Source organism: Streptomyces sp. CBMA123, assembly GCF_014596465.1.
GTDB lineage: Bacteria > Actinomycetota > Actinomycetes > Streptomycetales > Streptomycetaceae > Kitasatospora.
Window position 1 is genome coordinate 15,936 of sequence record NZ_MECK01000607.1, and the last position, 26,094, is coordinate 42,029.

Genomic DNA, 26,094 nt, shown 5'->3' on the forward strand with positions numbered 1-26,094 from the left:
CCCTGCCCGGCTGATGCGGCCGTCGTTCAGATCGGCGCCCCTCCTGTGGGCCATGTCGGCGGGAGCGACGATCGAGACCGTCCGGTGCCGGCGATGGCGTCGGCCGGGGCGTTGGCGGTCGAGTCGGAGCGGCCGGCGCGCAGGAGCTGTTGGCCGAGGTCGATGAGGGCACGGGCGGCGGCGTACTCGTCGCCGATCTCGGGCACCGGCGGGTCGTGGGGGTTGCGGTGGGCGGTGGTGCGGGTTTCCAGGACGTTGTCGCCGGTGTCGAGAACCGCGTGGACCTTGGTCTCGTCGCCCTCCTCGAAGAGGTCGAGGCGCAGCTTCCACTGTTTGGTGCGCATCGTCGGCGGGGCGTTCGTGGTCATGTCGGGCCTCCTCGGGCCGGTCGGGCCCGGAGCGTGTCCGGGCCCGGAGCGGGATCAACTGCCCCGCGTGATCTGGATCTTGCGGGCGGGTTTCCTCGCCTCGCCGATCGGTGCGCGGACGGTCAGGACGCCGTGGTCGTACCCGGCGGTGACGTCCGCCTCCTGCACACCGGCGGGAAGCCGGACGCTGCGGCTGAACGAGCCGTAGCGGAACTCGGAGCGCTGCTTGTCCTTCTTCTCCTCGCTGCGCTCGGCCTGGACGGTCAGCACGCCGTCGTCGACGCTGATCGTGATGTCCTTGTCCGGGTCGACGCCGGGTAGCTCGGCCTTGAGCTGGTAGACGCCGTCGGTCTCGGACTCCTCGATGCGGATCATGTGCTCGCTCGTCGGCGGGCGGAAGTCGGCGGGGAAGTCTTCGAGAAGGTCCGGCAGCGACAGCCACCGGTAGCCGAAGGGGAATCTTCTGAGCAGGTCGCCGGCCATGGTGGGCTCCAATGCAGAGTTGTTTCCTCAGGTGGACTCAGACCGCGGTCTCGGGCAGCGCGTCGGCCGAGACCGGAACGAGCAGGTCGAAGAGCCGCTGGACGACGTCGCGCAGCAGGTCGTCGACGGTGAGCATGCCGACCGGGCGGCCGTGGTCGAGGACGGGGATCCGGCGGACGCCCGAGACGCGGAAGGTGCGGTAAGCGGAGTCGAGGTCGTCGTCGGTGTCGACGGTGGTGACGGCCGTCGTCATGAGGTCCGCGACCGGTTGCCAGGGCCCGTGGCCGAGGGCGAGACCGCGCAGGGCCAGGTCGCGATCGGTGAGGATGCCGCAGAGGCGGCCGTCCAGGGTGACGAGGACGCAGCCGACGGCCTCCCGCGCCATCCGCTGGGCGGCGTCGAAAGCGGTCGCGCCGACGTCGACGGTGACGGGCGGGGTGGTCATGAGGTCGGCGGCCTTCACGACGGGTGTCCTTCCGGTGCGTTTCCTTCGTCGGTGTCGCGCGCGGAGACCGTGACGGCGGGTGGCCGGTCGAGCGCGACTTCCGGGGTGGAGCGGGCCACCACTACGGTCCGCTCGCATCCGGGGTGCATGAGCTGCTGGAGGATGCTGCGGGTGTCGTCGGTCCGCACGATCGTGCCTCCAGGGGGCTCAGGGCCCGGGGAGCCGGGCCTCCGGTGTCCATCACACCGCCGTCGGGCGCCGCGCGGCAGGGCCGCTCGGCCCCATCGGCGAGGGCCGGAAGGGGACGGCCACGGCCCGCCCGCGAGGCCGGGCGTACCGGGGAGACCGGTGCACGCGAGATCCGGACAGGCGGGCCCTGAGTCGCCCTGGAACCGGCGCCCCGTCCCGCGAACCCGTCCGGGCGTTCACACGGCCCGGGCGTTCACACGGCCCGGGCGTACTCGGGCGCGGTCGCCGAGGAGCGGTTGGGGGCGGCACCGCTCACACAGTGGCCTCGGCCTCGGCCACGGCGTGCTTGACAGCGGCGAAGCTGTCGGGGGTGACGGAGATCGAGTCGATCCCGGCCCCGACCAGGAAGCGGGTGAAGTCCGGGTCGTTGCTCGGGCGTTGGCCGCAGAGGCCGACGTGGCGACCGGCCGCGTGGGCGGTGGCGATCAGGGTTTCGATGCTGCGGGTGACGGCAGGGTCGCGTTCGTCGAAGAGGTGAGCCAGCAGCCCGGAGTCGCGGTCGACGCCCAGGGTGAGCTGAGTGAGGTCGTTGCTGCCGATGGAGAAGCCGTCGAAGCGTTCGGCGAACTGTTCGGCGAGCAGGATGTTGGCCGGGATCTCCGCCATCACGTACACCCGCAGGCCGTTCGAACCCCGGGCGAGCCCGGCGTCGGCCATCACGGAGAGGACCCGGTCGGCCTCCCCCGGGGTGCGGCAGAACGGGATCATCACCACGACGTTGGTCAGCCCGAGCTCGTCGCGGGCGCGGAGCAGCGCCCGGCACTCCAGGGCGAAGCCCTCGCGGTAGCCGGGGTCGTAGTACCGGCTCGCGCCGCGCCAGCCGATCATCGGGTTCGCCTCGGTCGGTTCGAAGGGCGCGCCGCCGACCAGCCGGGCGTACTCATTGGTCTTGAAGTCGCTGGTGCGCACCACCACCGGGTCCGGCCAGCGGGAAGCGGCGATCCGGGCCACGCCGTGGGCCAGCCGGTCCACGAAGTAGTCGGTGCGGTCCGGGTAGCCGTGGGTCAGTTCGTCCACCAGCCGCCGGTCCTCGGTGGAGAGCAGCTCGGGGTGGACCAGGGCCATCGGGTGGACGCGCACCTGGTGGGCGACCACGAACTCGGTCCGGGCCAGGCCCACGCCGTCCGCCGGCAGCCGCCACCAGCGGAACGCGGCGCCGGGGTCGGCCAGGTTGAGCATCACCTTGGTCCGGGTGGCCGGCAGCGAGCCGAGGTCGGTCTCGGTCGCCTCGTAGGCGACCCGGCCCGCGTACACGTGACCCTCCGCGCCCTCGGCGCAGGAGACCGTGACCTCCCGCCCGTCGGCCAGTACCGCGGTCGCCGAACCGGTGCCGACCACCGCCGGCACGCCCAGCTCCCGGCTGACGATCGCGGCGTGCGAGGTGCGCCCGCCGTGGTCGGTGACGATCGCGGCGGCCTGCTTCATCAGCGGCTCCCAGTCCGGATCGGTGATCTCCGTGACCAGCACGCCGCCCTGCGGGAAGCGCTCCAGCCCGACCGGCTCGGCCAGCGCGCACACCGGCCCGGCGCCGACCGCCTCGCCCACCGCGATGCCGTCCACCAGCCGTTCGCCCGTACCGGTCAGCCGGAACCGGTGCAGCACCTCGCCCCGACGCCGGGACTGCACGGTCTCCGGCCGGGCCTGGACCAGGAACAGCAGCCCGCTGACACCGTCCTTGGCCCACTCCAGGTCCATCGGGCAGCCGTAGTGCTCCTCGACCGCGATCGCCCAGTCGGCGAGGGTGCGGATGTCTCCCTGGCCGAGTACCGGGCGGGACCGCTCGTCCTCGTCGGTGTCGACGGTCGTGGTCGAGCCGCCTTCGCCGTACACGGCCTTCCGGCGCTTCGCACCCAGCTGCGCCTGCACCACCGGGTCCAGGTGGTGGTCCTTGAGCACCGGCTTGAACACGGTGTACTCGTCGGGGTCGACCTGGCCGCTCACCACCGTCTCGCCCAGTCCCCAGGCGGCGCTGATCACCACCACACCCGGGAAGCCGGTCTCGGGGTCCAGCGTGAACACCACCCCCGCGCCCGCGAGATCGGACCGCACCATCACCTGCACCCCGACCGACAGGGCCAGCGAGAGGTGGTCGAAACCCATCCGCTCGCGGTAGTCGATCGCCCGGTCGGTGAACAGCGAGGCGTAGCAACGTCGGCAGGCGTCCAGCAGGGCGGCGGCCCCCCGGACGTTCAGGAAGGTCTCCTGCTGGCCCGCGAAACTGGCCTCCGGCAGGTCCTCCGCGGTGGCGCTGCTGCGCACCGCGACGTCGGGGTCCTGGCGCCCGGCCTCGCGGGCGAGGTGTTCGTACGCCGCCAGGACGTCCCGGGCGAGCGCGGCGGGCAGCGGAGTGGCCAAGACGTCGGATCGGATCGTGGCGCCGACCGCGGGCAGCGGGGCGCCCTGGTGCAGCCGGTCGATCTGCTCGGCGATCCGCTCGTGCAGGCCGCCGGTGTCGAGCAGCTCACGGTAGGCGTCGGCGGTGGTGGCGAAGCCGTCCGGTACCCGGACCCCGGCGGGAGCGAGGCCGTTGATCAGCTCGCCCAGTGAGGCGTTCTTGCCGCCGACCAGGGCGACGTCCGCCCGGCCGAGATCCCTGAAGCGGATGACACGGCGCATGACTGCCTCCGGGCGCGCTGGCAGGATGGCCCCCGGCGCCGTACACGTCGGGGGCCCCGTCCCTGCCACTGTCCGCCCGGCCGGGCCGTCGGGCCCAGGGGCGCACGCCTCCCGGAAGCAGGTCCGACCGGTCGTGGGGGGAGGGCCGATCGGCCCTCCCCGGAGGGAACCGGGTCGGACTGGTGCCGTGCCTCGCCGACGGTGAGTTCGGCGCGGTGCGGGACGGCGAAGCGGGGGTGGACGGCGGCGAGCCGGTGGGGCAGGTGCCGGTCGCGGGCCATCGCCAGGACGGTGCGTGAGACGCCGAGGATCAGTGCGAGCAGGGAGCCGAGGGCCGCCACCGCGGCGCCGACGCGCACTACAGCGGCTCCGGCGCCGACACCGGCCGTTGGGCCGTCGGAGCGGACGCCGGCTTCCACGGGGTGCTCCAGGCGGCGGGGTTCCTGTTCTTCGCGTTCGCCGGGTACGCGCGCATCGCACACCGGTCGCGGCGGTCGTGGCCCTGACGGCGGTGAACTACGTCGGTGTGCAGAAGGCCGCCTGGCTGACGCGGGTGATCGTCGCCGTCGTCCTGTCCGTGCTCGCCGCCGTCGTCGCTGCGCAGGACGCGGTCTTGCCGACCACGAACCCCCACCCGGCCAGGTAGCCCCAGAAGTCCCCGAGCCGCTCGCGCCCGTACACGTACGTCCCGCCGGACTGCGGGTAGCGGGCGGCCAGGCGCGCGGAGGAGGTGGCGTTGCAGTAGGCGACCACGGCCGCCAGCGCCAGGCCGAGCAGCAGTCCGGAGCCGGCCGCCGCTGCCGCGGGGGCCAGCGCGGCGAAGATCCCGGCGCCGATCATCGACCCCAGCCCGATCACCACCGCGTCGAACACGCCCAGGTGCCGCCGCAGCTCCTCCGGGTCGGGCGCCGGTGCCGACGAACTCATGGATCCGTGCCTTCCGACGGTCTTCGGTGTCGGCGCGCACCCTACTGGACGGAGAACGCCGCCTCCGCGCGAGGTCGGCCACCGGGCTCCCGGGGCGACGGCCGTCGCGTCCGGCCGCCTTGCCGCTGCGCCGCCTTGCCGCCCTGGCCGGGATCGCCGCGGGCCGGATCCGCGGCCGGTGCTCCTCGCAACGGACGTGACGCGGTCGGTCCGCCGCTACCGGACGCCCCGGGCGGAGACGGCCGGTCACCCGTGTTCGGCGGCTCGGCTACGGGTTCCCGTAGCCGCCCCCGCCGGGTGTGCGGACCTCCAGGGCGTCTCCCGCCCCGACATCGGCGCTGCCGCAGCCGGGCAGGTCCTCGACGGTGCCGTCGGCGCGCAGGATCCGGTTGGCACCGAGGGCGCCGGGCGAGCCGCCGGCCAGGCCGTACGGCGGGACCCTGCGGTGGCTGGAGAGCAGGCTGACCGTCACCGGTTCGCGGAAGCGCAGTCGGCGCAGTGCGCCGTCGCCGCCGTGCCAGTGGCCGGCGCCGCCGCTGCCGGGGCGGACGGCGAACTCCTCGACCAGGACGGGCAGGCGCCACTCCAGGACCTCGGGGTCGGTGAGGCGGGAGTTGGTCATGTGGGTCTGGACGGCGTCGGCGCCGTGGAACCCGGGACCGGCGCCGGAGCCCGAGGCGATGGTCTCGTAGTACTGGTGGTGCTCGTTGCCGAAGCTGAGGTTGTTCATGGTGCCCGAGCCCTCGGCCTGGACGGCGAGGGCTCCGTACAGCGCGCCGGTGATGGCCTGCGACGTCTCGACGTTTCCCGCGGCGACGGCGGCGGGGTACTCCGGCGCCAGCATCGAGCCGGGCGGGACGACGATCCGCAGGGGGCGCAGGCAGCCGTCGTTGAGGGGGATGTCGTCCTCGACGAGGGTGCGGAAGACGTACAGGACGGCGGCGGTGACCACGGCGGAGGGTGCGTTGAGATTGGTCCCGAGCTGTGGGGAGGTGCCGGTGAAGTCGATCGTGGCGCTGCGTTCGTCGCGGTCCACCCTGACCTCGACGGCGATCACGGCACCGGAGTCGGTCTCGTAGCGGCAGCTGCCGCCGACCAGGCCGTCGATGACGCGGCGCACCGCCTGTTCGGCGTTGTCCTGGACGTGCCGCATGTAGGCCTGGACGACATCGAGGCCGAAGTGGTCGATCATTGCGCCGACCTCGTCGACGCCCTTCCGGTTGGCCGCGATCTGGGCGCGCAGGTCGGCGAGATTGGTGTCCGGGTCGCGCGACGGGTACCGCGCCTCGGTGAGCAGCCGGACGGTCTCCTCCTCGCGCAGCCGCCCGTCCACCACCAGGGGCCAGTTGTCGAAGAGCACGCCCTCCTCCTCGATCTCGCGGCTGGCGGCGGGCATCGATCCGGGGGTGATGCCGCCGATCTCGGCGTGGTGGCCACGGGAGGCGACGAAGAACAGGACGTCCTTCCCGGCCGGATCGAAGACCGGGGTGACCACGGTGATGTCGGGCAGGTGGGTGCCGCCGTGGTAGGGGTCGTTGACCGCGTAGGTGTCGCCGGGGCGCAGCTGCCGGCCGCGGCGGCGGATCACCTCCTTGACGGTGGTTCCCATCGAGCCGAGGTGGACCGGGATGTGCGGGGCGTTGGCGACCAGGTTGCCGTCCGGGTCGAAGAGGGCGCAGGAGAAGTCCAGCCGCTCCTTGATGTTGACCGACTGGGCGGTGGACTCCAGCCGGGCGCCCATCTGTTGGGCGATCGCCATGAAGAGGTTGTTGAAGACCTCCAGCAGGACGGGGTCGGCGGCGGTGGTGACGGCCTCCTCGGTACCCGCCTCGACGTGCTCGACGAGGAGGTGCCCGGCTTCGGTGACCGTCGCCTGCCAGCCCTCGTCCACCACGGTGGTGGCATTGGCCTCGGCGATGACCGCAGGGCCGGTCACGGTGTCCGTGGGGCGCATGGACTCCCTCTCCAGCAAGGGGACTTGGCGTCGCTCTCCGCCGGTGTACAGCTCGACGGTGGTGGGCTCCGCAGGCTCCTCGGGGGCGGGGGAGAGGGCGTCGAGTTCCGGCCGCTCGGTGAGGCCGGTGCCCTCGACGGTGAGGGCCTCGATCACCAGCGGGCGGTCCATCAGGAAGGAGTAGGTGGCCCGGTGCCGTTCCTCGAACTCCGCGCGCATGTCGGCCGGTGCGCCCAGCGGGACGTCGATCGAGGTGTCGGTGCCCTGGTAGCGCAGCCTGGCCCGGTGGGTGAGCCGGATCCGTTCCTCCGGGACGCCCTGGTCGAGGAGCCGGCCGCCGGCCGCCGCCGCCAGTTCCCCGGCGAGCGCCCGCACGGCGGCCACGTCGTCCGCTGCGAGCGGCAGTTCGACGGCGTGCTCGAGCAGGACGGTGGTGTCGGCCAGACCGATGCCGAGGGCGGAGAGGACTCCGGCCATCGGTGGGACGAGCACCGTGCGGATGCCCAGTGCCCGGGCCACGGGGCAGGCGACCTGGCCGCCCGCGCCGCCGAAGGTGGTCAGCGCGTAGCGGGTGACGTCGTGGCCCTGTTGGACGGAGATGCGCTTGATCGCGTTGGCGATGCTGCCCACGGAGATCCGCAGGAAGCCCTCGGCGACCTCCTCGGCCGTGCGGTCGCCGATCTCGGCGGCCAGTTCCGCGAACCGGCGCTTCGTCAGGTCGGTGTCGAGCGGCTGATCGCCGCCCGGCCCGAACACGCGCGGGAAGTGCCCGGCCTGGATCCGGCCGAGCAGCAGGTTGGCGTCGGTCACGGTGAGCGGTCCACCGTTGCGGTAGCAGGCGGGGCCGGGGTCGGCGCCGGCCGAGTCCGGGCCGACCCGCAGGCGTTCGCCGTCGAAGCGCAGGACGGAGCCGCCTCCCGCCGCGACGGTCCGGATGGCCAGCATCGGCGCCCGCAGCCTTACCCCGGCGACCTGAGTGGTCACCACCCGCTCGTACTCGCCGGCGTAGTGCGACACATCCGTCGAGGTGCCGCCCATGTCGAAGCCGATCACCCGTCGGTGGCCGGCGAGCTCCGACAACCGCACCATGCCGACGATGCCGCCGGCCGGACCGGAGAGGACCGCGTCCTTGCCGCGGAAGTGCCCGGCCTCGGCCAGTCCGCCGTTGGACTGCATGAACATCAGCCGGACACCGGCCAGTTCGTCCGCCACCTGCCGGACGTAGCGGCGCAGGCCGGGGTTGAGGTAGGCATCCACCACGGCGGTGTCCCCGCGCGGCACCAGCTTCATCAGCGGGCTCACCTCACTGGACAACGACACCTGGTCGAAGCCGAGTCGCCCGGCCAGCCGCTCGATCTCCCGTTCGTGCGCGGGGTGCAGGTAGCTGTGCAGGCAGACCACGGCGAGCGAGCGGATCCCGTCGGCCAGGCAGTTGCGGAGCTCCTCGGCGAGCCGGCCGAGGTCGGGCGGACGCAGTACTTCCCCGTCGGCGGTGATCCGCTCGTCCACCTCGACCACCCGGGCGTACAGCGGTTCGGGCAGCGTGATCTCACGGGCGAAGATCCGCGGCCGGTTCTGGTACCCGATGCGCAGAGCGTCCGCGAAACCGCGGGTGATGCACAGTGCGGTCGGCTCCCCGGTGCGCTCCAGCAGGGCGTTGGTGGCCACCGTGGTGCCCATCCGGACCGATTCGATGTCTGCTCCCGGGGGGAGCAGGGCCCGGATCCCGGACACGACGGGGTCCTCGTGGCGGGCTGGGCCGCGTGAGAGCAGCTTGTGGGTCAGCAGCCGACCGTCCGGGGCCAGCGCGACCACATCGGTGAACGTTCCGCCCCGGTCCACCCAGAACTGCCAGCCCCTGGAGGTCATGACCGGCTCCCTCCGCCGTACCGCGCGGCGCCCGGGTGTGAGTGACCCTGGGCCCGGGGCCCTGCGCACGAGTATCCGACCGGACGAAGTCGATGAGCAAACGGACATACTGGGCATGGTGGCCGACCGGGGGACGACGGAGGCGGCGATGAGGACCATGACGGCAGGGGTGCTCCGCGAGACCGCGCCGGGCGAACGGCGGGTGGCCCTGGTGCCCGAGCTGGTGCCGGCCGCCGAGCGCCTGGGCGCGACCGTCCTGGTCGAGCCCGGCGCCGGTGCCCTGGCCGGTCACCACGACGCCGACTACCGGATCGCAGGCGCCGCCGTGGTCGGCCGGGCCGAACTGCTGCTCCGCGCGGACGTACTGCTGGGCATCCACCCGCCGAACGTCGACTCCGTCCGCGAGCTTCGCCCCGGCCAGGTGCTGGCCGTGTTGGTGCGCCCGCACCGGATCCCTTACCTGGTCCGGCGGTGGGCCGACCGCGGGGTGACGGTCATCGGCCTCGATCTGGCGCCGGACCTGCCCGCCGCCTACCCGCTCGACGCCGAGGCCTCCCAGGGCCGGGCGGCCGGCTACCGGGCGGTCCTGCTGGCCGCCACCCGCCTGGACCGCTGCCTGCCGCCCTGGGGCACCGCGGACGGGCTGGTCGAGCCGGTCCGGGTGCTGGTGGTGGGTGCCGGCCACGCGGGCCTGCAGGCGGCGGACACCGCCCGCCGCCTGGGCGCGCCGGTCAGTGCCGTCGAACTGCGCCACCGCGAGCGGGCGGCGGTCGTTGCCTTGGGGGCCGAACTGCTGGACCTGCCCGGACTCCACCCGGTGGCGGGCGAACGGGAGCTGTGGGACGCCCTCGGTCGTGAACGCCCGGCCTGGACGGCGAGCCTCGCCGAGGCCGTCACCCGCCACGACGTGGTCGTCATGGCCCTCGCCCCGCCCGGCCGGACGCCCCCGGTGCTGCTCCATACGACCGTGGTGGGGCGGATGCGGCCCGGCTCGGTGCTGGTGGACCTGGCGGCCGGCCCGGAGGGCGGCACGGTGGAGGGCGTCCGGTCGGACACCACCACGCCGGTCGGCGACGGGGTGACGGTCATCGGTGCCGGGGAGCTCGCCGCCCAGGTGCCCACGACCGCCTCGCTCGCGTACGCCCACAACGCCCTGGCACTGCTGGACCGCCTGATCCGGGGAGGGGAGCCGGCGGACGATCCGGTGCTCGGGCCGATGCTGGTGACCGACCGGGGCATGGTCCGGCACGAGCCGACCAGGAGGTTCCTGCGGGAGGTGATCGCCGTCGCCGGGCTGCCGTAGCGCCTCAGACCGCAGCGTGCGCGAACAGCCCCGCGTACCGGGCTATCGCCCCCGCGTGGTCGGCGCACTGCCGGTAGCAGCAGGACAGCAGCACCAGGTCGGCAGCGTCGACCGGGTCCGCCTCCTCCGCGCGTAGCAGGAGTTCGTACAGCAGCCGTTGCCGCTGACCGATGTCGTGTGACTCGGTGAGAACGTCCGCGATGCTCCCCGGCGCCCCGGACTCCAGCACGTCGGCCGCCCGTGAGACCGAGTCCAGGGCCGAGTCGGCGACTCCGCGTAGCGGGGCCAGTAGCGGCTCGTCGAACGGGTCCCGCTCCCGGCGCGCCCAGGCCGCCTCCAGCAGCCGCTGCGCCAGCTGCCCGAGGGCCTCAGCCCCGCACCCGACGTGGACGCCCGCCACGACCCCGGCGCGGCCGCCGAGGGTGCCGGCGGCGTCCTCCTCGATCCGGGACCGCAGTTCGGCGAGGGCCCTCTCTGCGGCCGGGACGCCGTCGCCGCCCGCCGGTCCGGTCAGTGCGGCCGTCGCACCGCGGAGCGCAGCGTGCGCCAGCCGCACCAAGCCTGCCAGCTCTCCGACCAGGGCGCGGTACCCGCCGCCTGCGCCGTCAGCCATCGCCTGTACTCCCGTCTTCCGGCCCCTCGATCAGTGTCTCCCCGTCGCCGCGGGCCGTCACGGTCGCGGCGGCTGCAGGGGGCTGCGGGCGTCCTCCACCTCGGCCAGCAGGGCGAGGTGGTCCCGGTACTCCGACCGGTCGATCAGCCCGGCCCGCAGGGCGGCGGTGATCAGCTCCTCGGCCTCCTCCCAGGTGACCGTGGGGCGGGGAGCGGGGCACCCGGGCTGCTGCTGCGGGGCGGCCCGGGGTGCCGGGCGGCGATGCGCCCGAGAGTCCTGATCAGTGCTGCCATCTTGCGGATGTCATGGCTCCTCCTCGGTCCTGCTGCGGCAGGATCCTGTTCCCACGCTAGGCGGGCCCGGTGCCGGCCACGAGGGCCGACCGGCCCAGGGCCCGGGGCCCGGCGTACCCACCTGCGCCGCCCGGCCGGCGGCCGGTGCCGGGCCCGGCGGGCCCTCGGCCTCGCGCGCCGCGTCAGATCCCCTGCTTGCGGAGCCGGGCCGCGACGAACCCGACGAGCCCGGCGACGACGGGTGCGGCGAGGTCGCTCCAGGACAGCGGAACGGTGTCCAGCACGTCGCGCAGGAACGGAAGGTAGAGGGCGGCCGCCCCGAGCGCGGCCGAGGCGAGCACGGCCAGCGGGAGGAAGAGGTTGGCACGGGTCAGCAGGCGTTCGCGCAGGCCCAGTACCACGCCGAGCTGGGCGGCCAGCAGGGCGAGGAACAGGACGCTCTGCCAAGGGCGTTCGCCGCCGTGGGCCCAGAGTGCCGCGCCGAGCGACGCGGCCGCGGCCACCACGCCCAGCAGCAGCACCCGCTGCCAGACCCCGGAGCCCAGGATGTGCTGGCGCGGCGGTCGCGGGGGGCGCGCCATCGCACCGGGTGAGAGCGGTTCCGCGCCCATGGCGACGCCGGTGAGGCCGTGGGTGAGCAGGTTGATCCACAGGATCTGGCCCGCCCGCAGCGGCAGTGCCAGGCCGAACAGCGGGCCGGCCAGCATGACCAGGATCTCGGCCGCTCCGCCGGCCAGCCCGTACACCAGGAAGCGGCGGATGTTGTCGTAGACCCGGCGGCCCTCCGCCACCGCACCGACCACGGTGGCGAGTTCGTCGTCGGCGAGGACCAGGTCGGCGGCCTGCCGGGCGACTTCGGTGCCGCGGCGGCCCATCGCCACGCCGATGTCCGCCTGCCGCAGGGCGGGGCCGTCGTTGACGCCGTCGCCGGTCATCGCGGTGACGGCGCCGCGGGCCCGCCAGGCCTGGATGATGTCGAGCTTCTGCCGGGGATCGGTGCGGGCGAACACCCGTACCTGGGTCGGGTCGCCGATCCCGGCCGGCCCCTGTCCGCTGACCACGGCCTCCGGTCCGGCGGACGCTTCCAGCAGTCCGACCCGCACGGCCAGGGCCCGGGCGGTGGCCGGATGGTCTCCGGTGACCAGCACGGGCAGGATGCCGGCCCGGCGGCAGGCGGCCAGGGTGGCGGCCGCGGAGGGCTTGGGCGGGTCGGCGAGTGCGGCCAGGCCAAGGAGCCGCAGTCCGTGCTCGGCCTTCTCTGGCGGGTCCGGGAGGTGGTCGAGGTGCCGCTCGGCCACGGCGAGCACCCGGTAGCCCTCCGTGGCGAGAGCGGCGGCCGCCTTCCGGGCACGCTCCACCAGCTCCGGGGGCCCGTCCAGTACCGCAGGGGCGAGGACGGCCTCCGGCGCACCCTTGAGGCAGGCCAGCAGTCCGCCTTCGGCGGTGCGGTGCACGGTGGTCATCCGTTTGCGGAGGCTGTCGAACGGCACCTCGGCGGTGCGGGGCCAGGCCTCCTGAAGCTGTCCGTGGTTCAAACCGGCTTTGCCGGCGGCCGTCAGCAGGGCAGCCTCGGTGGGATCGCCGAGCGCTCCCCACTCGTCGTCGGCCTCCGTCGGCGGCCGCAGCACGGCGTCGTTGCACAACGCGGCGGCGGTGAGCAGGCTCCGCACCTCGTCCTCGGCGTCTCCGTCGAGCTCGATCCCGCCGGCCGGTCCGTATCCGTGACCGGTCACGCCGGCCGGTCCGTATCCGTGACCGGTCACGCCGGCCGGTCCGTATCCGTGACCGGTCACGACGGCCGTCGAGTGCGGCGTCCAGAGGCGCTCGACCACCATCCGGCCCTCGGTGAGGGTGCCGGTCTTGTCCGTCGCCAGCACCGAGACCGAGCCGAGCGTCTCCACGGCGGGCAGCCGCCGCACGACGGCATGCCGGGCGGCCATCCGGCGCGCGCCCAGGGCCAGCGCGAGCGTGACGACCGCGGGCAGCGACTCCGGCACGGCGGCGACCGCCAGGCTGATCGCCGTCACCCCCATCTCGCCGGGCGGCTGGTGCCGGAGCAGGCCGACGACGAAGACCACCGCGCACAACCCGACCGCCACGGCGGCCAGCACCCGTCCGAGCCCGGCCAGCCTTCGCTGGAGCGGGGTGGGTTCGGGCTGGGGCCGCAGCAGCGCGGCGATCCGGCCCAGCGCGCTGTCCGCCCCGGTGGCGGTGACCACGGCGAGTGCCCGGCCGCGCAGCACGACCGTCCCCGCCCGGACCGTCTCGTCCTCCGGTACAGCGGCTCCGACCGCCTTGGCCACCGGCAGGGACTCGCCGGTCAACATCGACTCGTCGAGTAGGAGGGCCGCCGAGTCGACCAGCCTCGCGTCGGCCGGGACGATGTCGCCCTCGGCGAGGGCCACCGCATCGCCCGGGACGATCCCGGTCGAGGGGACTCCGCGTTGCTCACCGTCGCGCAGCACCCGCGCGGCCGGCGCGGAGAGCCGGGACAGGGCGGCGACGGCGCTCTCCGCCCGGACCTCCTGGACCACTCCCACGGTCGTGTTGACCACGATCACCAGCGCGATGACCACTGCGTCCGGTTGGTCCCCGATCGCGAGGGTCAGGGCGACGGCCGCGAGCAGCACGGTGATCAGGGGATCGCGCAGCTGCGCGCCCACCCGGGACCACAGCGGCACCCGCCGGTCGGCGGCGACCTCGTTGGGGCCGTGCTCGGCGAGCCGCCGGGCGGCCTCGGCGGAGGTCAGCCCGGGCTCCGGGGCGTGGGCGGCGACGGTGATGGCCTTGGGCCCCTTAGTCCGCGAAGAGGTGCGGTTGGGAAGGGACCGTCTCGTCCGCGTGCCGGTAGTGGTGGATCCGGGCGTCCGGGCCGGGGAAGTACTCGGTCACCCGGCCGTCGTCGGACCAGCGCACGTCATACGGCGGGCTGCCGTCCGGGTGGTGCAGGCCGATGATCTCCCCGTCCCGCCGCACCGCGCCGGGACGGGTGCCTTGGACGATGATGCGGTCTCCCACGGCGGCTTCCATGCCGTTCTCCCTGGGTCGGTCCCGGGCCGGGGCATGCCCGGCCGTCCGTACTCCCATGGCACCACCGCGCGGCGGCTTCGGCAGGGGCCGGACGGACCCTGGTTCCCGGTCCTGGAGGCCCCGGCGCCGGGGCCCGGAGTGGTGGATCCGGTCACGGAAGGCCGGGCCGGGACCAGCCGGGACCAGGGGCCCGGAACGGGTGGACCCTCGGGACCCGGCGGCGGGGCCGTCAGGCCCTCGGGGGAGCGGGGGCGGATCGGAAGACTGATGGACGGGAGCACCTGCCACCCCGGTACGAGGAGGCGCGAGATGTCCACCGCTGTCACCACCCCCAGACACCCGTCCTCGCACACGTCCCTGCGCCGGCACGTCCGCCGGGCGACCGGGCGGGACTACAGCCCGCTGTGCCGCCCGCTCGACCAGGCGTACAGCCGCCTGGTGGCCGGGCTGGCGGTGGCGATGCTGGCCACGCTGGTCGCGGCCGTGGTCGCGGCCCTGTTGGTCTACCGCGCGGAGACGCACACCGCGCAGCAGACCGCGCGGCACCGGCATGTCGTCACCGCCGTCACCACGGGTGCGGCGCTGTCGGGTACTTCACGTACCGGCGGTGTCCGGGAGTTCGCCCCGGTCAGCTGGACGTACCCCGTCGGGCCCGGCAGGGGGAGCGTGGCCGTGCCGGACGGGACTCTCGCCGGCACGCCCGTGCGGATCGATCTGAACGAGGCCGGGGACCCGGTCGGCGGGCCGAAGCCGATCGACATGATCCTCACGTGAACGCCGCCCCGACCGTCTACCCCGGCACCGCGGGCGGCCCCGTCGGCGGAGGCAGCCAGGCCGGCGGCACCGGCGGGACCGTCACCCTGCCCGTAGCCGTGACCGGGGCCTGCCCCGCCGGCGTCGGCGGGGGCGGTGGAGGCGGTGGCAATGGCGGCAGGCTGGGACGGCGGCCCGGCCAGAACGGCACGAACGGGACCGACGGCGCAGGCGGCTGCGTCCATCGTCGCGACCCCGTGAAGCAGCACGGTGCGGCGTGGGCCCATCGGCGTTCTGGGACGGGGCGCGGACGGGAACGCCCGGACGGCGTCGGCGGCCACGGACGGTGACTTCGCCCGTACGCCTCGCCGTCGATCGCGTGCGGTCCCCGAGCCGCCCGCGTGAAGGGCCCGCGAGGCGCCCGTGGCACCTTCGCTCCGCCGCAGCACCCTGCTGCACGGCCACCGGCCCGTGCCCCTCCGCGGTCCCCGGTGCTGCCACCGGGGACCGTTGCCGTACCCGCGCTGCCGTCTCGCCGTCCGGCTGCATCCTGCGGTGGTGCCCAGTCCGTTGAGCGGGCGCCTTCGGTGCGTCTGACGCTCCGGCAGGAGGCGCGCCTGCGCGCGGGTCTTCCGTCCGGTGAGGGCGGGAGACCCGCCGGGGCGGCAGGCAGTCCGCGTCGTCGTGTGGTCCGATTCCTCGCTCCTCGGGTGCGGCACGGTGATCGGGCCGGGTTCGGGCTCGATGGGAGGACGCCCCGGTTGGCCGGGTGGTTCGGCATGGCGCGGGTTCCCTCGGTCGGTGGGACGGGACTCGACGCCGGTCCCAGGCCCGCGGCTCTCTTCAGTACAATGAGGGGTGATACTACAGAGAATACATTGAGGCATCAATGTATCAACAGAAGCATTGGGGGCTGGCTCGGCGATGCGTACCGATGCGACCGAGGTCCTGGACTCGGCGATCCCCGTCCTGGCCAAGGACCGGGCGGCGTCCATGCAGGCCATCGCCAAGCGGGCGGGCATCAGTCGGGCGACCCTGGTGCGGCTCTTCCCCACCCGCCAGGACCTGGTTCAGGCGATGGCCGGGAAGATCCTCGACGACTGCGACCAGGCCCTGTCCCGGGCCGAGGCCGACACTGCTCCCGTGGAAGACGTGCTCGCCGCCCTGGTCGCCGAGTATCCGCCGTTCGCCCAGCTGTGGAACCTCGTCTACGTCGAGCCCGACGTCCTGGGCGTGCCCGAGGCCAGTCGGCGGGCCGACTCGGTCTTCGGGCGGACCGTGGAGCTCTTCAAGCGCGGCCAGAACGCCGGGCTGCTGCGCAACGACATGCCGGCGACCTGGCTGGCCTCGACCTTCTGCGGCCTGTCCGAGACCGCCTGGGAGCTGACCCTCGAAGGTTCCATGGGGTCCCGCCAGGCCCCGGACTTCATCACGGCGATCCTGCTCCAGGGCGCGGCCGCCTGACCGTGCGTCCGAGGCGCCGGTCTCGGGCTCTCACGCCTCGGCGGCAGGAGCGGGCGGCGGCGCCGGCTCGACCGGCGCGCCCCGGCAGCACGACCTGGATCGCCGAGAGTGCTGATCGTCTCGGCCTGCCAATGCCCGGAAGTGCGCCTCGGACGCCGAGATGAGCGTCACTTGTGGGCGTCACCCGGGACGAGTTTCCGCCTCGCTGGAGGCCTCTAATGCCTCTATTGACACATTGATGTTTCAAAGTATTCTTTGCTGTATCGGCCCCACTTGCCGGCGGGGCGGGTTGCCGCAGGTCGGCATCCCAGCGGCGTACGCCGGTTGGGAGGACGACAGGGCGGGAGGCCGTCCCCGACCGGAGGGGCCCTTCGAAGCCTGCGAGGCTTCCTCACCCGCGGGCGGGCCGACGGACGCGACGGAGCGTTCGGCGACATCCTCGTCCCGGCCCGTGTCAGAACGCAGATCGGTTGACGGCTATGACGATGCATCGACGGCACTTCCTACGGAGCGCAGGCCTGGGCCTGCCCAGTCTCGCCCTGCTCGCTTCCCTCTCCGCCTGCGACGACAACGGCGACAACGGGGGAAACGGCGAGGAGAGCGGGATGCCGGGCCCGTCCGGGCGTAAGAAGGTGATCGTCGTCGGCGCCGGGATCAGTGGTCTCGCCGCCGCGCGTGATCTGGCCGACAGGGGCCACGAGGTGTCGGTGCTCGAAGCGCGCGACCGGATCGGCGGGCGGATCTGGACCAGCCAGAAGTGGGCCGGCGCCCCGCTCGATCTCGGCGCGTCGTGGATCCACGGTATCGACGGCAATCCGATCACCGATCTGGCACAGAAGGCCGGTGCGAAGACGGTGGTGACCGACCTCGAAAGCGCCACCGACTACCTCGCCACCGGCCACGAGATCGAGGGCGCCCAGGCCCAGGCGCTCGATCGCTGGCGCAAGGCCGCCGCCAACGCACTGTCCGCCTTCCAGAAGAAGGATGACGATGATGCCTCGGTCCGCAGCGTCGTACAGGACGCGGTGGGCTGGTCCAAGCTCTCGGACTCCGACAAGGCGCTGGTGTCCTTCGCGCTGAACGACTACGAGCACGAGTACTCGGGCAGCGCTGACCAGATGTCGGCCCTGTACTTCGACGACGACGCCAGGATCAAGGGCAAGGACGTGCTGTTCCCGGGCGGCTACGGGCAGATCAGCGACTACCTGGCCAAGGGGCTCTCCGTGCAGACCGGGCAGGTGGTTCAGCAGATCGACTGGAACTCCGGCGGGGTGACGGTCACCACCGTCAAGGGCGCCTTCCAGGCCGACCACGTCGTGGTCACCCTGCCGCTGGGCGTCCTGCAGAGCGGGGCGGTGAAGTTCGGCCCCGGCCTGCCGAAGGACAAGACCACCGCCATCGGCAAGCTCGGCTCGGGTGTCCTCAACAAGTGCTACCTGCGCTTCCCCAAGGTGTTCTGGGCGGACACAGACTGGCTGGAGTACGTGCCGGACGTGGGCAAGTACGGGCAGTGGGCGCAGTGGATCAACGTCGCCCGGCCCACCGGCCAGCCGGTGCTGCTCGGCTTCAACGCTGGCGACGTCGGCCGCACCATCGAGGGCTGGAGCGACGCCCAGATCGTCGACAGTGCCATGAGCACCCTGAAGACGATCTACGGCGGCAACATTCCCCAGCCGACGGACTACCAGATCACGCGCTGGGCCTCCGACCCGTACGCATGCGGCTCGTACTCGTTCACCAAGCTCGGTGCCACGTCCGACATGCGCAACCAGCTCGCCGCCGGCGTGGACGGCCGGGTGCACTTCGCCGGAGAGGCGACGGACCGCAAGGACTACGCCACCGTCCACGGCGCCTACCGGTCGGGTCTTCGCGCGGCCAGGGAGATCACCGGCTGACACCGCCGCGTGACCGAACCCCGGGTCGTTCTCCCCTCGTGCGGGCGACGGGGGACGACCCGGGAGCCGTCCACCAGGACCCCGTCGGTCGCCCTGCGGCCTGCGGGATGGCAGCCCCCTTCGGCGCGTACCCCCGAACGCACCGACGGGGGCGTCCGGCGGTCACGCTGCGGCCGGCCCGAAGGCGCCCTCATGAGCGGCCCCGGCACTCCGGGTGACCGGTCGAACGGGTCCGACCCAGGACGGTGATCGCGGCCGCACACGATCCGGTGCGGTTCCGGCCACCGGCGTGCACCCGGGGCTCCGCAGCATGCCGCCCCTGCCACCGCGTCCCCGCCCCCGTCCCCACCGCACCACCTGCTGGAGCCCTCATGACCACGCAGCCCTTCAGTGCCTCCTCCTCGGCCTTCGAGGCACTCGCCCCCGATGACCCCGGCGAGGTCGGGGGTTACCGCCTCCGCGCGCGGCTCGGTGCGGGCGGGATGGGGCGCGTCTACCTCGCGTACACCCCCGGTGGGCGTCCGGTCGCGCTCAAGGTGGTCCGGCCCGAGCTCGCGGAGGACGCCGAGTTCCGGCACCGGTTCGCCCAGGAGGTCGCCAGCGCCCGCCGGATCCACGGTCTCTACACCGCCCAGGTCGTCGACGCCGGCGTCGACGCCGCCTCCCCCTGGCTGGCCACCACGTTCGTGCCCGGTCCCTCCCTCCAGCAGGTCGTCCGGCGCCACGGTCCGCTGCCGGAGCGCACGGTCCTGCCGCTGCTCGCCGGCATCGCCGAGGCCCTGCAGGCGATCCACGCGGCGGGCGTCGTCCACCGCGACCTCAAGCCCGGCAACGTCCTGGTGGCCGCGGACGGGCCGCGCGTCATCGACTTCGGCATCGCAAGAGCCGCCGACGCCAGCCCGCTCACCGGCACGGGCCTGCTCATCGGCTCGCCGGGCTACATGGCCCCCGAGCAGGCCCTCGGACAGCCCGCCACCGCGGCCACCGACGTCTTCGCCCTGGGGGCCCTGATCGCGTACATCGGCTCCGGCGCACCGCCCTTCGGGGACGGGCCCGAGCCCACCACCCTCTACCGGGCGGTCCACGAGGAACCCGACCTCTCCCGCCTGCCGTACGGACTGCACGAACTGGTCCGGTACTGCCTGGCCAAGAACCCCGGGGACCGGCCGGGCACGGGTTGGCTGATCGAGGCCGTCCGCCACCACCCCGCAACCGGCGGCGAACTCCGTTTCTCCGACGGCTGGTTGCCCCCAGGGGTAAGCGGCGAGCTGCACCGCCACACCGACCTGCCGACCGCACCCGCGCCGCCCGTCACCGTTCTCGACCGGGTACCGGCCCCGCCTGCACCCGCCCCGCCCATCCCCGTTCCCCCCCCCACGGGGGGACCGCTTCCGGCAGCGGACGCAGGGTCGAGGCCACCACACGCCGGGGCGCCCGCGCCGCCGTCGTGACGGTGGCCACCCTCCTCCTCGGCGCCGCGGCGGCCTACGTCCTGCTCGACTACACCGACTACTTCGACGATTCCGCCGAGCAGAACACCGGCAGGCAGAACACGGCCGCCGCCCTCCTGCCGTCCGCCACACCCGTCCCGCCCGCCTCCTCACACGAGGCCGGGGTCCCCGGCTACACCACCGTCTACACCGACCTCGAACTCACCTCGCCCGACCGGGACCACGAGTTCGACCTCAAGGACGGGAAGGTCACCCAGGATGCCAGTGCCTGGTACCTGGCCCGTCAGGCCGGCGCCTTCTACATCCAGGAGGACGGCGACGCATACGTCCCGCCGGCCGGTCCCCTCACCCTCATCGACTGCCTCAAGGGCATCGAAACGCAGCCCACCTCCGCCCTGCCGTTCACCACACTGCGTGCCGATCGCAGCTTCTGCGTCCGCGCCTCGGGCGGCCAGGATGTCGCCGTCGTCCGTACGCTCGCCACCGCCACGACCGACGGCCCGGTGAGAGTCTCCATCACTTACTACCGGCGCTCGGCCTGATCGATCCGCCCCTCGGTCCCCCAGTCGAAGCGACGGGGGCAAGGCAGCCCGGGCGCCGGTCCTCGCGCCGCCCTCCGTGAAGCCCTGGAAGCCGTCGGAGGTGTGTTCGCCGGCGGAGTGCAGTCGGCCCTGGGCCGTCCCCTCGTGGCCGGTGTGGGTGGTGAGGTGGCTCACCGGCCAGTAGGAGTAGACCCTGTGGGTGTACGGGTCGAGGTGCCAGGCGGACAGAGTGGCCCGGCCGTTCCACGCCGCCGCGGTGCCCGGCCAGCGCTGGTCCATCCGGCCGAGGTAGCCGCGGACGAGGCCCGCCGGGTCCGGCGTGGAGGCGTTCGTGAAGGCCCGGGGCGGAGTGAGCGAGGAGGCGGGCGTACCGCCGCCGTACTGGACCGGGATGCCGTAGGTGCCGCGCCCGGCCGCAGGTGACGTCCCAGGCCTGCTGGAACGGCAGGTCGGAGCAACGGGTCGGCCTGAGCCTCGGTGCTGGGCTACGCCGCTGTGTCCGCGAGGCGGCGGCGCCTGGCCAACGGGAGGTAGAGCAGCGCGCAGGAGCCGACGGCGACGAGGCAGTAGGTCACCGCCCTGGCACCGTTCTCCACGTACTGCTGCCACGTGGCCCACGCGCAGACGCCGGTCAGGCTCAGGGTCACGAAGGACAGGCCGATGGCCCCGCCGGGGACGTGGTAGGGGCGTTCCAGGTCGGGTTCGCGCACCCGCAGAGCGATGAGTGCGGCGACTTCGAGCAGGAGCGTGATGTTGGCGAGGAAGACGTCCGCGATGATCAGGCTGGTGAAGCTGCTCAGGCAGAACAGGGCGTAGATCGCGGAGGAGCCGATGAGGGAGACGACCGGGACCCGGTGGCGGGCGGTCCTCCTCGCCACCCAGGCCGGGAAGTAGCCGTCCTGCGCCAGGACGAAGGGCACCCGGGCGCTGGAGGTGAGGAGCGCGGAGAACATCGCGCCGGCGGCGATCATGCCGCCGACCGTCACGGCGGTGCGCAGCCACGGTCCGCCCAGGGCTCCGGCCACGTCCGAGAAAGGAGTACGAGCCCAGTGCGTACGGGTCGGAGGCCCAGCGGGTGATCTGGAACTCGGTCGGTGCGGGGGACGTCGTTGCCGCAGATGGTCTTCAGGCTGGTCATGGCGCTGTCGACGATCTGGTTGTCGCTCCAGCTCTCGGTGGTGCGGCCGAAGTCGGCGGCGTTGAAACCGAGCAGCACGGGCTGCCCGGTGGGGCAGGCGACGTTGATCCACTGCGCCCACTGGCCCGTCGTGGTCCGGGGCGGGCAGGTACATCAGCCAGTCGGTCTCCGCCCAGAACACCTTCGGGAAGCGCAGGTAGCACTTGTCGAGCACGCCCACGCCGAGCCTGCCGATCGCGGTCTGCCTGTCCTCGGGCAGGCCGGGGCCGAAGGTGACCGCGCCGCTTTGCAGGACGCCCAGGGGCAGCGTGACCACCACGTGGTCGGCCTGGAGGGTTCCCCTGTCGGTGGTGACGGTCACGCCGTCGGAGGTCCAGTCGATCCGCTTGACGACCTGCCCGGTCTGCACCGTCAGGTCCTTGGCGAGGTGGTCGGTGACGGAGCCGTAGCCGTCGGGGAACAGCACGTCCTTGCCCTTGATCCTGGCGTCGTCGTCGAAGTACAGGCCGGACATCCGGTCGACGCTGCCCGCGTAATCGTGCTCGTAGTCGTTCAGCGCGAAGGACACCAGGGCCTTGTCGGAGTCGGTGAGGTTCGACCATCCGAGTGCCTTCTGGACGATGTCGCGCACCGCGGCGTCCTGGTTGTCGTCGCCCTGGAACGTCGAAAGAGCCTTCGCGGTGTCCTGCTGCCGGCGCTGCAGCGCCTGCGTCTGGGCATCGGAGAACTCCTGTCCGTCGGACGCGTAGTCGGTGGCGCTCTCGGGGTCGGTCACCACGCTCCTCGCGCCGGCCTGCTTCGCCAGGTCGGTGATCGGGTTGCCGTCGACGTCGGGATCCACGACGCACCCAGGTCAAGCGGCACCCCGGCCCACTTCTGGCTGGTCCAGACCCGCCCGCCGATCCGCTCGCGGGCTTCGAGTACCGACACGTCCTGCCCCTTGTCGGCCAGGTACCGCGCGGTCCCCAGACCACTGATCCCGGCACCGACGACCACCACCTTCCGGCGCCCGGACGAGCGCGGCGGGCTGTTCTCCGTTCCGCCGTCGTATGGGCCACCGGCGCGGTCCAAGAGGCCGCTGACCGGCCACCAGGTACCCGGCGCCGATCAGCGGACGAGCACCCGTTCGCCCGAGCGGGGCACCACGGCCGTCCAGCCGAGTTCGCGGTCGATCCGGTCGCGCAGCGCCTGCGAGCCCTCCGGTTCGCCGTGCACGAGGTAGACGGCGCTGGGCGGTGGGGCATGCCGCAGCCAGTCGATGATCTCGCCGGCGTCGGCGTGCGCGGAGAAGGCGGGGACGTTGACGACCTCGGCGCGCACCGGGACGTAGCTGCCGTACATCTTGAGCGCGCGGGCGCCGTCCACCAGGTCCCGGGCGCGGGTGCCCTCGGCGGCGTAGCCGACCACGACGACGGTGTTGCGGGCGTCGGGCAGCAGGCGGGCGAGATGGTGGACGACGCGGCCGCCGGTGGCCATGCCGGAGGCGGAGACGATGACGGCCGGGCCGTGGGCGTGGTCCAGGGCGAGTGACTCCTGGAGCGAGCGGATCAGGGTGAACGGCTCGGGATCCAGCGCGGTCGGGCCCTCGGCGAGGACGTCCGGGCGCAGCTGGTCGGAGCCGGCCGCGAAGGCCTCCCGGTAGATCTGCAGGGTGGCCAGCGCCATCGGGCTGTCCACGTACACCGGGACGTGGGCGGAAAGGCGGCCGGCCTTGCGCAGCTCGGTCAGCTGGTGCAGGACGACCTCGGTGCGGTCGACGGCGAAGGACGGGATGACGACGGTCCCGCCGCGGGCCAGGGTGCGCTCCAGGGCCGCGGCAAACCATTCGCGGGCGGCCGTCTCCTCGTGGTGGCGGTGGCCGTAGGTGGACTCCATGAGCAGGACGTCGGCGCCGGTGAAGGGTTCGGGCGGGCGCAGCAGCGGATGGACGGGGCGGCCGAGGTCGCCGCTGGCGGCGATGGTGTGGCCGTCTTCGAGCGTGAGGTGGGCCCAGGCGGAGCCGAGGATGTGTCCGGCGCGGTGCAGCCGGAGCACGATGCCGGTGGTGATCTCGATGTCGGTGTCCAACGGGACGGGGTCGAACATCCGCAGGGCGTTCTCGACGTCCTTGTCGTCGTAGAGCGGCTGGGCCGGCCGGTGTTTGGACCAGCCGTGCTCGTTGGCGTGGTCCGCCTCCTCCCGCTGCAGGTGGGCGCTGTCGCGCAGGATCAGCTCGGCGATCCGGGCAGTGTCGGGGGTGGTGAGGATCGGGCCGCGGAAGCCGTCCCGGACGAGGCGCGGCAGGTAGCCGCAGTGGTCCAGGTGGGCGTGGGTGAGCACCACGGCCCGTACGTCGGCCGGGTCGAGCGGCAGCGGGCGCCGGTTGCGGCGGCGCAGCTCGGCCAGGCCCTGGAACAGGCCGCAGTCGATCATCAGACGGGCGTGGTCGGTCTCGACCAGGAACTTGCTGCCGGTGACGGTGCCCACGCCACCGAGGAAGGTGAGCAGGCCGGGCCGGGGTGTGTGGGCTTCCGTGGTCATGGCCGCCTCCAGAGAGGTACGGATCCTCCCATGCTCCCGCCGTACGGTCGCGCTGTCCTGGGCCGGATCGGCCCTGTCCGCGGGGACCGTACGGCCCTGTCCGGCGGCGGCCGGTGCGGCGGAGAGTGAAGGCGGGACCACCCGAGGAGGAGTGAGGACGATGCAGCACCGCAGCGTCAATGACGTGATGACCCGTGAGGTCGTCACCGCCCGGCCCGACACGCCGTTCAAGGAGATCGCGGCGCTGTTCCACCGCAACGACATCACCGCGATCCCGGTGATCGACGACCAGCGCCGACCGCTCGGCATGGTCTCGGAGGCCGACCTGCTTCGCAAGGAGGCCGTTCTGCCGGACCCGGAGGGCCGCTTCCCGGGCCGCTGGCTGGACGCGAGCGACCGCGCCCGCGCCGAGGCCGAGACCGCCGGCGGGCTGATGACCAGTCCCGCCGTCACCGCCCGCCCCGGCTGGTCGGTGCCGGAGGCCGCTCGGGCCATGGACAAACACAAGGTCAAGCGCCTGCCCGTGATCGACGAGATCGGCCGCCTGGTCGGCATCGTGAGCCGCCGCGACCTGCTCCAGGTCTTCCTGCGACACGACGCGGCCATCCGGGAGGAGATCACCCACGATGTCCTCGGCCAGACCCTCTGGCTCGCCCCCGGTGATGTCCAGGTGGCGGTGCACGACGGTGTGGTCACGCTCAAGGGCAGGCTTCCGCGCCGCAGCCTGGTCCCGATCGCCGAACAGCTCTGCCGCGCCGTGGACGGCGTGGTCGCCGTCCACCACACCCTCGACTGGACCGAGGACGACACCGATCCGGCCGTGGAACGCCCCCGCGCCTACCGCGCCGCTTCGTAGGAGGCCACGATGACCCGCACACCGAGCACGGTCGCCGACGTCATGACCCACGCCGTGGTCGCCGTCGGCCGCGACGCGGACTTCCGTGAGGTCGCGGAGACCCTGCAGCGCTGGCAGGTCAGCGCGCTTCCCGTGCTGACCGGCGACGGTCGGGTGATCGGGGTGGTCTCCGAGGCCGACCTGCTCACCGCCCGTGACCGCGACGGCGAGCGCGCCGACGCCCTGACGGCCGGGCGGATGATGTCCGTCCCGGCGGTCACCGTGCACCCGGGCAGCCCGCTCGGCGAGGCCGCCCGGGCGATGGCCCGCGGCCACCTCAAGCGGCTCCCGGTCGTGGACGAGGAGGACTACCTGGTCGGCATCGTCAGCCGGGGCGACCTGTTGAAGGTCTACCTCGGCGACGACCGGGAACTCGCCGACCGCGTCCGCCTCGAACTGGTCGCCACCCTCGGCCCCGCCGCTGCGGTGGACACCGACGTCCGCTCCGAGAACGGCCGGATCACCCTGAGCGGCGGCCTGCCGGACACGGTCTCCGTGCCTGTCCTGGAGTGCCTGGTGTGCTCCGTGCCCGGGGTGGTCGGCGTGGAGCTGCGGCTCGCCGCCCCGGCCTGACGGGGGCTGGGCGGCGCTGGGGCTCGCCGCAGTCGACGGTTCGCCGGAGAGTCTTGCCGCCGCCCGGGTGGGCCGCTGACGAGACGGTCCGGCGCGGTGCCCGGCTGCGGCTGGTGTGCGCCTGGCCCCGGCCGCAGCACGCGGCGCCCGGACTGCCCGGTGTGAGCGAGGCGCGCGGCCGGGTGCTCGGCATGCTCGCAGACACCGCGGCCTGGCTGCGGGCCGACCATCTGGCCTCGGCGGATTCGGCCGAACTGCTGGTGATCGGTTCCTCCGCGTCGCACCGCCCGCTCGGTTCGGTGGGGCTCGCCGTCGCGGCCCGCGCGGTCTGTCTTGTCGTCCTGGTCCGGGCTTCGCCGGGTTCGACGGGGCCGCCCCGGGAGGTGGTGGCGGGTGTCGACGCCCACGACCCCGCCGAGGCCGCCCTCGTCTTCGCCCGGCGGGCCGCCGCGGTCCGGGGCGTCCGGCTGCGGGTCGTCCACGCCTGGACGCCGAACCGGCCGCTGCTGTCCGCCGCCGAGCCGGCAGGGGTCGCCGCAACGGAGGAGAGCGCACTCGGCGACGTCCGCGACGGCGGCCGGCTCCGGCACCGCCGACCTGCTCGTACTCGGCCGCACCGGGCACCGCCTGGGCCCGGTCACCGGGCGGTGATCCACCGCGCCTGGTGTCCGGTCGTCGTCGTCCCGCGTGGCTGACCCGGTGCGCCCGGTCGC

General features: G+C 73.5%; 21 protein-coding genes and 2 pseudogenes. 9 read left to right on the forward strand and 14 right to left on the reverse strand.

All coding sequences use genetic code 11. The features are described 5' to 3' along the window. Positions 1-26 precede the first annotated feature (26 nt). From BG452_RS38575 to BG452_RS38615, 7 genes and pseudogenes are all read right to left on the reverse strand, one after another. Positions 27-368, reverse strand: a complete 342-nt coding sequence (locus tag BG452_RS38575; protein WP_188308998.1) for a dsRBD fold-containing protein — start codon at positions 366-368, stop codon at positions 27-29. A gap of 54 nt (positions 369-422) precedes the next feature. Beyond that, positions 423-863, reverse strand: a complete 441-nt coding sequence (locus tag BG452_RS38580) for an Hsp20/alpha crystallin family protein (RefSeq protein WP_223243362.1) — start codon at positions 861-863, stop codon at positions 423-425. A gap of 25 nt (positions 864-888) precedes the next feature. Then, positions 889-1,314 carry a cyclic nucleotide-binding/CBS domain-containing protein gene (locus BG452_RS38585; protein WP_188308999.1) on the reverse strand — a complete coding sequence of 142 codons (426 nt, stop codon included), beginning with the start codon at positions 1,312-1,314 and terminating at the stop codon, positions 889-891. Next, positions 1,311-1,484: a hypothetical protein gene (locus BG452_RS47430; protein WP_188309000.1), complete on the reverse strand. Its 174-nt coding sequence runs from the start codon at positions 1,482-1,484 to the stop codon at positions 1,311-1,313. The genes BG452_RS38585 and BG452_RS47430 overlap by 4 nt, the downstream gene beginning before the upstream one ends. Positions 1,485-1,797: 313 nt before the next feature. Further along, the gene (ppsA, locus tag BG452_RS38595; protein ID WP_188309001.1) at positions 1,798-4,161 is read right to left on the reverse strand and encodes a phosphoenolpyruvate synthase; all 2,364 of its coding nucleotides are present in this window, start codon (positions 4,159-4,161) and stop codon (positions 1,798-1,800) included. A 194-nt stretch (positions 4,162-4,355) separates the two neighbouring features. Further along, positions 4,356-5,088, reverse strand: a pseudogene (locus tag BG452_RS48295) (amino acid permease); the annotation flags it as partial. Positions 5,089-5,356: 268 nt separating this feature from the next. Then, on the reverse strand, positions 5,357-8,911 hold the full coding sequence (locus tag BG452_RS38615) for a hydantoinase B/oxoprolinase family protein (protein ID WP_188309002.1): 3,555 nt from the start codon (positions 8,909-8,911) through the stop codon (positions 5,357-5,359). 148 nt (positions 8,912-9,059) lie between these two features. Here BG452_RS38615 and BG452_RS38620 point away from each other — a divergent pair, with 148 nt between their 5' ends. Further along, complete coding sequence (locus BG452_RS38620; protein WP_223243364.1) at positions 9,060-10,214, forward strand: NAD(P) transhydrogenase subunit alpha; 1,155 nt, start codon at positions 9,060-9,062, stop codon at positions 10,212-10,214. Between the two features lie 4 nt (positions 10,215-10,218). Here the strand turns inward: BG452_RS38620 and BG452_RS38625 are convergent, their stop codons facing one another. The 3 genes from BG452_RS38625 to BG452_RS38635 form a co-directional block, all read right to left on the reverse strand. Further along, positions 10,219-10,827 (reverse strand): hypothetical protein, encoded by a 609-nt coding sequence (locus BG452_RS38625; protein WP_188309003.1) that lies wholly within the window; start codon positions 10,825-10,827, stop codon positions 10,219-10,221. A gap of 475 nt (positions 10,828-11,302) precedes the next feature. Then, complete coding sequence (locus BG452_RS38630) at positions 11,303-13,903, reverse strand: cation-translocating P-type ATPase (RefSeq protein WP_317621426.1); 2,601 nt, start codon at positions 13,901-13,903, stop codon at positions 11,303-11,305. A 13-nt stretch (positions 13,904-13,916) separates the two neighbouring features. Next, entirely contained in the window at positions 13,917-14,150 is a 234-nt protein-coding gene (locus tag BG452_RS38635) for a DUF1918 domain-containing protein (protein WP_188309004.1), read from the reverse strand. Between the two features lie 309 nt (positions 14,151-14,459). Between BG452_RS38635 and BG452_RS38640 the strand changes: the two genes are divergently transcribed. From BG452_RS38640 to BG452_RS47435, 5 genes are all read left to right on the forward strand, one after another. Then, on the forward strand, positions 14,460-14,924 hold the full coding sequence (locus BG452_RS38640; protein WP_188309005.1) for a hypothetical protein: 465 nt from the start codon (positions 14,460-14,462) through the stop codon (positions 14,922-14,924). Between the two features lie 903 nt (positions 14,925-15,827). Further along, a complete protein-coding gene (locus BG452_RS38645) occupies positions 15,828-16,367 on the forward strand; it encodes a TetR/AcrR family transcriptional regulator (RefSeq protein ID WP_188309006.1) in 540 nt (179 codons plus the stop codon). Positions 16,368-16,846: 479 nt separating this feature from the next. Next, positions 16,847-18,262 carry an NAD(P)/FAD-dependent oxidoreductase gene (locus BG452_RS38650; RefSeq protein WP_317621424.1) on the forward strand — a complete coding sequence of 472 codons (1,416 nt, stop codon included), beginning with the start codon at positions 16,847-16,849 and terminating at the stop codon, positions 18,260-18,262. Between the two features lie 371 nt (positions 18,263-18,633). Continuing rightward, the gene (locus tag BG452_RS38655; protein ID WP_188309007.1) at positions 18,634-19,713 is read left to right on the forward strand and encodes a serine/threonine-protein kinase; all 1,080 of its coding nucleotides are present in this window, start codon (positions 18,634-18,636) and stop codon (positions 19,711-19,713) included. A 2-nt stretch (positions 19,714-19,715) separates the two neighbouring features. Continuing rightward, positions 19,716-20,255, forward strand: a complete 540-nt coding sequence (locus BG452_RS47435) for a hypothetical protein (protein WP_188309008.1) — start codon at positions 19,716-19,718, stop codon at positions 20,253-20,255. A 54-nt stretch (positions 20,256-20,309) separates the two neighbouring features. On the opposite strand, the pseudogene BG452_RS48300 reads toward BG452_RS47435, so the two are convergent. The 4 genes and pseudogenes from BG452_RS48300 to BG452_RS38675 all read right to left on the reverse strand — a co-directional run. Beyond that, positions 20,310-20,822: pseudogene (locus BG452_RS48300) on the reverse strand (FAD-dependent oxidoreductase); the annotation flags it as partial. Then, on the reverse strand, positions 20,741-22,234 hold the full coding sequence (locus BG452_RS38665; protein WP_188309009.1) for an amino acid permease: 1,494 nt from the start codon (positions 22,232-22,234) through the stop codon (positions 20,741-20,743). The gene BG452_RS38665 and the pseudogene BG452_RS48300, both read right to left, overlap by 82 nt. Then, the gene (locus BG452_RS38670) at positions 22,165-22,464 is read right to left on the reverse strand and encodes an FAD-dependent oxidoreductase (protein ID WP_411293087.1); all 300 of its coding nucleotides are present in this window, start codon (positions 22,462-22,464) and stop codon (positions 22,165-22,167) included. The genes BG452_RS38665 and BG452_RS38670 overlap by 70 nt, the downstream gene beginning before the upstream one ends. Positions 22,465-22,500: 36 nt before the next feature. Further along, positions 22,501-23,913 carry an MBL fold metallo-hydrolase RNA specificity domain-containing protein gene (locus BG452_RS38675; RefSeq protein ID WP_188309011.1) on the reverse strand — a complete coding sequence of 471 codons (1,413 nt, stop codon included), beginning with the start codon at positions 23,911-23,913 and terminating at the stop codon, positions 22,501-22,503. A gap of 160 nt (positions 23,914-24,073) precedes the next feature. On the opposite strand from BG452_RS38675, the gene BG452_RS38680 reads away from it, so the two are divergent. From BG452_RS38680 to BG452_RS38690, 3 genes are read left to right on the forward strand one after another with little or no spacing between them, the layout of a single operon-like run. Continuing rightward, positions 24,074-24,769, forward strand: coding sequence for a CBS domain-containing protein (locus BG452_RS38680; RefSeq protein WP_188309012.1), 696 nt, complete (start codon positions 24,074-24,076; stop codon positions 24,767-24,769). Between the two features lie 9 nt (positions 24,770-24,778). Next, complete coding sequence (locus BG452_RS38685) at positions 24,779-25,381, forward strand: CBS domain-containing protein (protein ID WP_188309013.1); 603 nt, start codon at positions 24,779-24,781, stop codon at positions 25,379-25,381. Between the two features lie 53 nt (positions 25,382-25,434). Beyond that, positions 25,435-26,076 carry a hypothetical protein gene (locus BG452_RS38690; RefSeq protein WP_188309014.1) on the forward strand — a complete coding sequence of 214 codons (642 nt, stop codon included), beginning with the start codon at positions 25,435-25,437 and terminating at the stop codon, positions 26,074-26,076. Positions 26,077-26,094 lie beyond the last annotated feature (18 nt).